Here is a 9182-nt window from a genome sequence, read left to right as displayed (position 1 = left end):
GTTGGGCACCATGGTACGAGAGAGTGTGGAGCGCAATGTTGGGGCACCACCCAAAAATGTGCTGACCCCCTCTTTCTTCTTATCTCTCAAGCCATTCAAAGAGGTGGATCTAAAGGTCCATACCTTTTACAAAAACATATTTAGGATGCCCACCTTTAACGACCTCTACTATACCTTTATTGGGAATGCTGTGCTCCGACCAGAGTATGCTGAGCAGTACGACTTCGGCATAAGCTACCGATGGCGACCCAAGGGCTCATCGGTCGTGAAGTACGCTGATGCTCGTGTGGAGAGCTACTTCAATAAGATTAAGGATAAGATTGTAGCCGTACCCGCCGGTAATATGTTCCGATGGACCATGCTCAATCTAGGCAAAGTAGATATATTCGGGACCGAAGCCAACCTAGACCTCGCTGTGGAGCCTATTGAGCAGCTGGTCGCTACACTTCGGCTAAGCTACACGTATGAGAAGGCCCTTGATGTAACAAGTCCCAAAGCTAAGAACTACCGACATCAGATAGTCTATATCCCTGAGCATAGTGGGTCGGTTATCGCTGGAACAGAGTACAAATCGTGGGGGCTCAACTACAGCTTTATCTACACAGGGAAGCGGTATAATGCTAAATTCAATGATGAAAATAGCCGTATGCTCCCATGGTATACGCACGATATCTCGCTTCGAAAAGACTTCCTTTTCGGGAAGAAGCACCTGCTCAGGATCAATCTAGATGTGAACAACCTCCTTAACCAGCACTACGACGTTGTGATCAACTACCCTATGCCAGGACGTAATTATAAGCTAACTCTAACTTACCAATTATGAGAATGAATTATAAACCCCTCAGTGTCGTTGTAGGGATACTACTCCTATTAGTGGTAGGATGTAGAGGAGAGTATGAGATTATCCACTCTCTATCCCATGAGACCAATGTTGGGGAAGAAAACTTAGGCCAGCTAAAGGGCTTCTACCTGCTCAATGAAGGTAATATGGGTAGCAATAAATCTACCCTAGATTACTTTGACTTCTCAACAGGGACCTATCACAGAAATATCTATGCCGAGACCAATCCGACGATGGTTAAAGAGCTCGGAGATGTCGGTAACGATATTGGTATTTACGGCTCAAAACTCTATGCGGTGATTAATGTCTCCAACTTCATCGAGGTGATGGATGCCTACACGGCAAAGCACTTAGGAGTTGTCAAGATACCCAACGTCCGCTATATAAAGTTTCACGATGGCAAGGCATACGCTTCGGCCTATGTGGCACCCGTTGAGTTCAATCAAAATGCCAGAGTGGGAATGGTCTGTGAAATTGATACCGCCACCCTTGAAGTGACACGGCAGTGCAATGTGGGGTACCAGCCTGAGGAACTGGTAATCACAAATGGCAAGATCTATGTCGCCAACTCTGGAGGCTATATGTTTCCTAATTACGACAATACCATTTCGGTTATCGACCTAGAGACTTTTGAAGTGGTCAATACCATTGAGGTGGCGATCAATCTACACCGTCTCCGTCTTACGCCCTACAACGAGCTGATCTGTACCAGCAGAGGAGATTACTACTATGTGCCCTCTCGGACCTTCTTTGTTGACCTAGATACAGAGGAAGTGACAGATACCCTCGACCTAGCTGTGACCAATTTGGACATCAGTGGCGACCTCGCCTATATCTACTCGGTAGAATGGAGCTACCTCACCAATACCAATACCATCACCTATGGTATTTTTGATGTGAAAACCCACGAGGTGGTGAGCCGCAACTTTATCAAAGATGGCACCGACGAAGACATTACCATTCCTTATGGCGTAAAGGTAAACCCCGTGAATGGAGATATCTACGTTACCGATGCTATTGACTATGTAACGCCAGGCACCTTGCGCTGTTATAGCAAGTTTGGCCGGCTCAAATGGAAGGTCGACACAGGCGACATCCCAGGCCATTTCGCCTTCCTCTACGAACAACGTAAAAAAGATAAGACAACTAATGAATAATAACAACTCAAGAAATGAAGAGAATTAAGTACATTCTGAGCTTTCTCTTGCTAGCATCGCTCATATTACCGAGCTGCCGCAAGATTGAAAAAGTGCTTCCACCAATAGTAAGGTTGGAGCAAGCTAACTACCAAACCAAGCCAGACCGACTCATCAAGATTACTCCTACCTTTGAGAATATTGAGGAGGATGCGGTATATGCTTGGCGTGAAGAGGGAAAGATATTGGGCACAGAGCCCACCCTTGTCTTTAGCTCCAATGAGCTAGGCACGCACCATCTCACCCTTACCGTCACCACACCTAGCGGTACGGCGAAAGCCAATGCCAAGGTGGAGGTGGTTGAGTTTCAGCTCCCCATTATCTCTATAGAAGGGGGTGGTGAGCCGATCGTAGAGGTGGGTGAGAAGTACGAGCTTACCCCTATCATCGATAATAAGGAGGGGCTTAAGCTCACCTGGATCAGAGACAATCAAGTGGTGTCGGAGGATATGACCTATACCTTTACGGGGGCCAAGGCAGGCGTCTCCTTTGTTACCCTCAAAGCAGTCAATGAAGATGGAGAGGATGAGTATCTGATTCGCCTTACTGTAGTCAATGAGATTCCTGTTGAGGTCAGCTTCGACAGTGATATTCGTGCCGCCACAGTGGGCCGAACCATTCGTATCCCAGCGAATGTGCCTTCCTCTAAAAATATGACTTTTGAATGGTACGTAGATGGCAAGAAAGTAGAGGGTGAGCAGGGCTCTATCCTCACCTATGAGGCGACGAAGACGGGCAATCATCAAGTCAAGGTTATCGGCAAAAAGGGAGATAAGAAGGGTGAAGCCTCGCTCACTCTTCAAGTCCTGGAGCCCAACCAATACTACCGTCCATTCGTGGAGGGCACCAGCAAGCGTGATGTAGTAAAGGTATTTGAATTCTTGCCAGCACCAGGGCAGTTCGTCAATGAAGGATACATTGCCCATACGATGGAAGAGGCTTGCCAATATGCCCAAAGTCGCATTGAGAGTAATGCCTATGTATCGCTTGGCGGATTTGGCGGCTACATTATTGTAGGGTTTGACCACAGCATTAAAAATACAGGGGATTACGACTTCGCCATTATGGGCAATTCCTTTAAGGGTAGCTCGGAGCCAGGAATCGTCTGGGTGATGCAGGATGAAAATGGTGATGGTCTCCCTAATGACACTTGGTATGAACTGAAGGGCAGCGAAACGGGCAAGCCCGAAACCATACAAGACTATGAGATCACCTACTACCGCCCAACTCAGAAAAAAGCCAATACTATGTGGACAGATAATAGAGGCAACCGCGGCGAGGTGGATTGGCTTGGATTCCATCAGCAAGACTTTTACTACCCTCTTTGGGTAAAGAATGACACCTATATGCTGAGGGGCACTTGCTTAGCAAGTCAGACCTTTGATCAAAGTGGGCAAGGAACCTACTGGGTAAATCCTGAGTTTGACTGGGGCTATGCCGATAACTTCAGTCCTATTGACAGGCTAACTGACGACGATAATTACTATGCCGCACCAAATGCCAATCACTTCAAAATCAGCTATGCCATTGACCACAAAATGCAACCTGTCAATCTAAAGTATATTGACTTTGTCAAAGTCCAAACGGGGCTTAATACAAAGGCAGGCTGGTTGGGTGAAAACTCTACCGAGGTATTTAAGTTCATAGATATTTACAAGGAGAAATAATACAATATGAAATCAATTAAAATACAGTCTTTACTCCTCGTGCTACTTTTGCTTTCAGCAACAGGATGCAAAGAGAAGATAGAGACCCCCTTCTCAGGGAATGATAATAGACTATTAGAGCTATCTCTCACCGATAGCAAGGGTCATAAGTATACCGCCTCTCTTATTGATGAGAATATTTTCCAGATAGAGGTGCCCTCTGATGCCGACCTCTCAAGTGCCAAAGTTGCTTATCGCATAAGTGATCAAGCACAAATCCTACCAAAGCCAACGGAGATCGACAATTGGAATAACGACCAAGCTTTCCAGGTTCGCTCTTACTCTGGGGAGCATCGTACTTATCTTGTCAAGATAGTCAGAGCTTTCACAGAGGCTCCAAACAGCGTCAAGCTAGTGACCGATGATGATGTTAAAGCTTTTGTGGCAAAGGGGGTAAGACACGTAGAGGGGCATCTGATCATTGGAGCCACCACTGGCACAGACTCTATTAGCAATATTGATGCACTGACCACTCTTGAAAAGGTAGATTATAATATCATCATCAACCCTACCTACAAAGGAAAAGACCTCTCAGGACTACGAAATGTGAAGGAGGCTGGAAGCATCATCCTTCAAAGCGATAAACTACAGAATGGCACCTTCCGACACCTGAAAAAGGTGTATGGCGATATCGTCATTATAGGAGCTTCCCTTAAGGAAGTAGCCTTCCCTGAATTAATCTCACTTGATGGTCAATTGAAAGCCACCAAGACTGGCGTAAAAGAGATCTCTCTTCCAAGTGCAGAAGAGGTGGGGTCCATCTATATTGAGGAGTGTAACCTGTTAAGTACTCTTACTGCACGCCAACTTAAAAAGATCAATGGGGATTGGAGACTTAAAAACCTCGCCAAATTATCAACAATCACCACACCAAAGCTTGAGGTGATCAGTGGCAATTTGAAGTTCGAGACACTCGCAGAACTCGGAGTATTGAGCCTTAATAAGATACAATCTATTGGCAATATTGAGATGAGTGGTGTGGCTATCAGTCAATTTTATTTGAGTGAGCTCAAAGAGTGTGGCAAGCTATCTATTAATGCCACCTCACTTTCTGCCCTTATTGCACCGCACCTAGAGAGCGTCCACGGTGACTTCATACTCAATGGGTGTGGGCTCTCCGATCTCAATCAGTTTGGGGTAAAGGAGATTGATGGCAAGCTTGAGTTCACAAATCTCTCAAAGCTACAAAATATATCTACCTTTGCCAATCAATTGAAAAAAGTAGCGAGAGTATCACTGGTTGATATCAATGCTGGTGGTATTTGGGACTTTAGTAATGCAGGCATTGAGGGAATTATGCTGGAGCGGTGCCGAAATATCGAGGAGCTCATCCTACCAAAGGTAATGAAGAAAGTTGAGATAAAAGGTGACGGAATGATGCAGCTCAAACAACTGATCAAGATGAGTGGAGTTGAAGAGGTTTCAGAGAGCTTCATAATATCAAGCTACCACCTAGCAACACCACAAGAGATTCAGATAATGCTAACCAAAGCTGGAGAAATAAAAGTAAGCTGCTCTAATATGCTTTCCCTTAACTTCCCACTATTGGAGGAGGCTAAGAAAATAGATTATAATTACGCTTCAGCTGCATTCGAAGGAAAGATAAAGGAGATTCAAGCTCAATGTGCGATGAAAAAAGTAGTGGCCCCAAAACTACAATCTGTAGAGAAGATGAGCTTTAACCTACACGACTTGGAAATGCTAGATATGCCACAGCTCAAAACCATTAGTGACGAGCTAGTGATCCAATGCTATTGGCCTAAAAATGCCAATAATGTACTGACTAACCTCAACGGTTTATCTGCACTTGAGAAGGTGAAATCAGTAGCTTTTACCAATCTTAAGACTTTCAATGACTATTCATTCCTAAAAAATGCAGTAGCCAATGGCAGCCTCTCTAAATTGAATATTAGAGGCTCTCTATACCAGCCAAGTTTAGATGATTTGAAAAACGGAAAATTTATTCAGGATTAGTACAAGATTATGATACATAAAAAATCAATCATATTACTGATGGGATTGCTACTCCTTTTAAGCACTCTTACTGGGTGTAAAAAAGTAGATCCCTTTAGCGGAGAAGATAATTTCTTCCTCTCCTTTCAGCTGGCAGCACCAGATGGAGAAACCTATAAAGGTAGCCTAAAAGGTGATGAGATAACAGTCAGAATTCCCTCCAATGTCGCACGTACATCGCTCACAGCGAAATACAACCTCAGCGATTTGGCATCTGTTTCGCCCAAGCCCGAAGAGGTAAAAGGGTGGATGGAGTCTCAGACCTTTACCGTGACTTCATATAGTGGAGCCGCACGTACCTACACCATAAAGGTGCAGTCTACCGACGTAGCCCTAAATAGCGCCATTCACCTAACTACAGATGAAGAGGTAGCACAGTTTTTAACTCAAGGAGTGGATATCATCAATGGGGATTTGATCCTTGGTGCAGAAAACGCCGAAAATAGCATTCACTCACTCGAGGGTCTTGCTAAGCTAAAAGAAGTTAGATACAAACTAGTCGTACACAGCAATGTGGTAGCTGATCTAGCACCCCTCAAAGGCCTGGAGAGAGTCGGTTCGCTACAATTCATGGGTAATAATGAAAGCATCAAGGTTATTGACCTTCCGAATGTTAAGTCAATCCCCAATGGACTTCAAATTAGCTGTGATTTTCTAAAAAGTATCTCTATGCCAATGCTCGAGGAGATGGGTACGGTATCCATTGAGGCTAAAAATCTAACCCAGTTCCAGCTTCCAAGCGTCAAAGGGCTATTTGGCAACGTCTCAATCAAGGCAAGTCAATTAAAAGCTTTGGACTTCCCTGAGCTTATGGTAGCACAAAACATTCATCTTAATAAATCAAGTTACTCAGATCCTTTAGAGCTGACTTCCTTTTCAATGCCTAAGCTAGAAACGGTTGAAACCATAAAGCTCGATGAAGCTGTAGCGCTAGAAACATTCACCCTCCCAGCTTTGAATAAAGCTGATAAGATAGATATATCTATGCTTAAGTCCTTGACCACATTTGATCTATCAAGTCTTAAAGAGGTAGAGGAGATAAAGTTTACAAGCGATTGGCAAGGGCAAATGAGCAATAATCTCCTCAAAGAGCTAGCTTTCCCAAAGCTCGAAAGGGTAAAGACCATACAATTTGAGCGTGACCCATTCAAGGCACTAGAGAGTTTGCTATTCCCTGAGCTTACGGAAGTAGACAATCTCTACATCCCTGATAACCTAACCAAGTACGAAGCTCCTAAGCTAGAGAAAGTAAATACCCTATTATACATAAATGGGTATCTACCAAGCATATTTGAGCATCTCAAGAGCATTCCAAAACTCGAAATTGACCTGAGTAAGAATGAAAGCAAGGTGGTAGAGCAAATAGACCTCAGCCGTGTACAATCCATTGAAAATGTAACTATTAAGCCTAATACCATTGGGAAAATAATCTTTCCTGAAACTATTAGTGGCAATATAGTGATTAGCTACAACGGTCGACCCGTGACAAAGGCTCCAATTATGGAAGGTCTAAAGGAGTGCCAAGGCTTTATGTTTGAATTGGCTCACAATATGGAGGAGGTTGAGTTGCCAGCGAGCCTTGTAAAAATAGCAAATAGTCTCAAACTAACTAGCAACTTCAAAAGAGTCACAGCCAAGGGATTAAAAGAAGTTGGTGGAAATATAGATTTAGGAAGTGCCGCCACTGAGTACCTAGATATGCCTGCTCTGGAAAAAGTGGAAGGGGATCTTGACCTTCAGACTAAATACTTCAAGGATGCCAACCTTCCTAAACTAACAGAGGTGGGAGCCATAAAATTTGGCGGCCGTGGCTACTGGGAGCAAAATGAGAGCCTGACACATCTAAACTTCCTCTCTCATCTTCAGAAACTTAAGAAGGTGGAGATAATGTACTGCACTGTGCTAATGGATTATTCGGGTATCAAGCAGTTGGTAGAGAATGGTCAGATAAATGAATCCAATTGGACCAGCAACAAAGTCAATAACAACCTCTATAACCCAACCTACCAAGACCTTAAAGCAGGTCGATACAAGCTTCAATAATTAAGGAAACACTTAATGACCTATTAATGACGACTCTCCTCCATTTACCCTTCTGGATAAATGGAGGAGAGTTCTTTTATTTGGTCAGTTGGCTGATTAGGAGTTGATAGAGGACATCCCCGAAGCTGTAGAGCTTTTGCAATCCTTGGTGGGGAGGGTGATCTTGCTCGCACCAGAGGCCTCTAGCCATGCAGTGTCGGCAGTGGCACGCTTGCCCTTAAAGCTCGAAGCACCAGAGACCTCAATCTTGGCCTCCTTTACACGCCCCTTGTACTCCATAGAGCTAGCTCCAGAGAGATCTACAGATAGCTTACCTGTGATATCGCCATCTACCTCAATATCCGAAGCGCCAGAGGCATCCACAGAGAGCTGATGGATAGAGCCATCAAAGTCGAACTCGCTAGCACCCGATAGGATCACACTCGTCGACCTGAGTGAGCCCTGAGCCTCAAAGCTACTTGCCCCCGAAAGGTCTACCCTACGGATATTCAGAGCGTGGCTCTGCTTGATATCTACCTCACTAGCACCCGAAGCACTTACCTCCTCTAGCTTGGTCACATCGGTTACATAGAGCTTCACATCAATATCATCTTCTCCAAAGTTGAACCACCTAGGGCGAGACTTCTTCTCACGGGATAGAGTGAGCTTGCCATTTTCAAAGGTGTACTTAAAAGTACCGCCCTTGCCCTCCTCCACCACAACCATCTCGTTTTTGGACGAAGGGATAATCTTCACCTCAATAGAGTGGCTCACCTGTAGCCTCGTAGGGCTATCATTGAGCGAGATAGTCATAGGGGTTTGTGCCTGAGCACTCAGTGCCATGGCACCGACTAGCAAAAGAGCTGTTGCGAGTAATCTTCTAACGATTGTCTTCATACGCTTATTATCTTTAATGAGTAGTTAATTGCTTTCTGGCTACAAGATACCAAGAATTCGGTAGTTTGCAAAACAAACAACCACTTTTCGTATCCGCATTTCCTAAGTAACGACTGCCCCGAGAGACCTCCATGAGTTGGCGATTGCCCAAAGCCCTTTGTCGGGAGTGCCTCATCAAGGGTACCTTATCGGACAAGTCGGACAGGTCGGACGAGTCGGAGCCCCAATAAGTTGCTGACGGGGTACGGGTGTCTGACTTGTCTGACCTGTCCGACTTGTCCGATGAGGCACCCATTGTCCAATGAGCCACCCCTTGGGTGTGCTCTCATCTAAGCAAAAACCGAGTTGCAACTAAGCATTTGCTTTGTTGCAACTCGGCAAATGGTTAGTTGCAACTCGCCAATTGCTTAGTTGCATCTCAACTTTTGCTCTCATAGATGGTCACTTTTTCTGACCGCACAGCAGGGTTTTTTAATCTATAGAAAAAAGGGTCGGGCATCACGAGGA

6 protein-coding genes are annotated in these 9182 nt (G+C 44.8%); 5 read left to right on the top strand and 1 reads right to left on the bottom strand.

Annotation, left to right across the window (positions count from 1 at the left end):
- The 5 genes from QVO39_RS07705 to QVO39_RS07685 form a co-directional block, all read left to right on the top strand.
- On the top strand, positions 1-823 hold an 823-nt coding region (locus QVO39_RS07705; RefSeq protein WP_288171926.1), incomplete at its 5' end, for a TonB-dependent receptor domain-containing protein.
- A gap of 2 nt (positions 824-825) precedes the next feature.
- A complete protein-coding gene (locus tag QVO39_RS07700; protein ID WP_244401878.1) occupies positions 826-1998 on the top strand; it encodes a YncE family protein in 1173 nt (390 codons plus the stop codon).
- A 14-nt stretch (positions 1999-2012) separates the two neighbouring features.
- Positions 2013-3704 carry a PKD-like domain-containing protein gene (locus QVO39_RS07695; RefSeq protein ID WP_021903677.1) on the top strand — a complete coding sequence of 564 codons (1692 nt, stop codon included), beginning with the start codon at positions 2013-2015 and terminating at the stop codon, positions 3702-3704.
- 6 nt (positions 3705-3710) lie between these two features.
- Complete coding sequence (locus QVO39_RS07690; RefSeq protein WP_021903676.1) at positions 3711-5717, top strand: hypothetical protein; 2007 nt, start codon at positions 3711-3713, stop codon at positions 5715-5717.
- 9 nt (positions 5718-5726) lie between these two features.
- Positions 5727-7799: a leucine-rich repeat protein gene (locus QVO39_RS07685; protein WP_288171925.1), complete on the top strand. Its 2073-nt coding sequence runs from the start codon at positions 5727-5729 to the stop codon at positions 7797-7799.
- Positions 7800-7895: 96 nt separating this feature from the next.
- Here the strand turns inward: QVO39_RS07685 and QVO39_RS07680 are convergent, their stop codons facing one another.
- A complete protein-coding gene (locus QVO39_RS07680) occupies positions 7896-8675 on the bottom strand; it encodes a GIN domain-containing protein (protein WP_021903674.1) in 780 nt (259 codons plus the stop codon).
- Between the last annotated feature and the right edge of the window lie 507 nt (positions 8676-9182).

The organism is Porphyromonas sp. CAG:1061 (assembly GCF_000435035.1).
GTDB classification, from domain to species: Bacteria; Bacteroidota; Bacteroidia; order Bacteroidales; family Porphyromonadaceae; genus Porphyromonas_A; species Porphyromonas_A somerae.
The sequence above is the reverse complement of the archived record's forward strand: the minus strand, read 5'-3'. Positions and strand labels throughout refer to the sequence as shown.

Bases quoted from the DNA above. Each gene is read 5' to 3' on its own strand.
- QVO39_RS07700 (WP_244401878.1), top strand. From the start codon at position 826: ATGAATTATAAACCCCTCAGTGTCGTTGTAGGGATACTACTCCTATTA.
- QVO39_RS07695 (WP_021903677.1), top strand. From the start codon at position 2,013: ATGAAGAGAATTAAGTACATTCTGAGCTTTCTCTTGCTAGCATCGCTC.
- QVO39_RS07690 (WP_021903676.1), top strand. From the start codon at position 3,711: ATGAAATCAATTAAAATACAGTCTTTACTCCTCGTGCTACTTTTGCTT.
- QVO39_RS07685 (WP_288171925.1), top strand. From the start codon at position 5,727: ATGATACATAAAAAATCAATCATATTACTGATGGGATTGCTACTCCTT.
- QVO39_RS07680 (WP_021903674.1), bottom strand. From the start codon at position 8,675: ATGAAGACAATCGTTAGAAGATTACTCGCAACAGCTCTTTTGCTAGTC.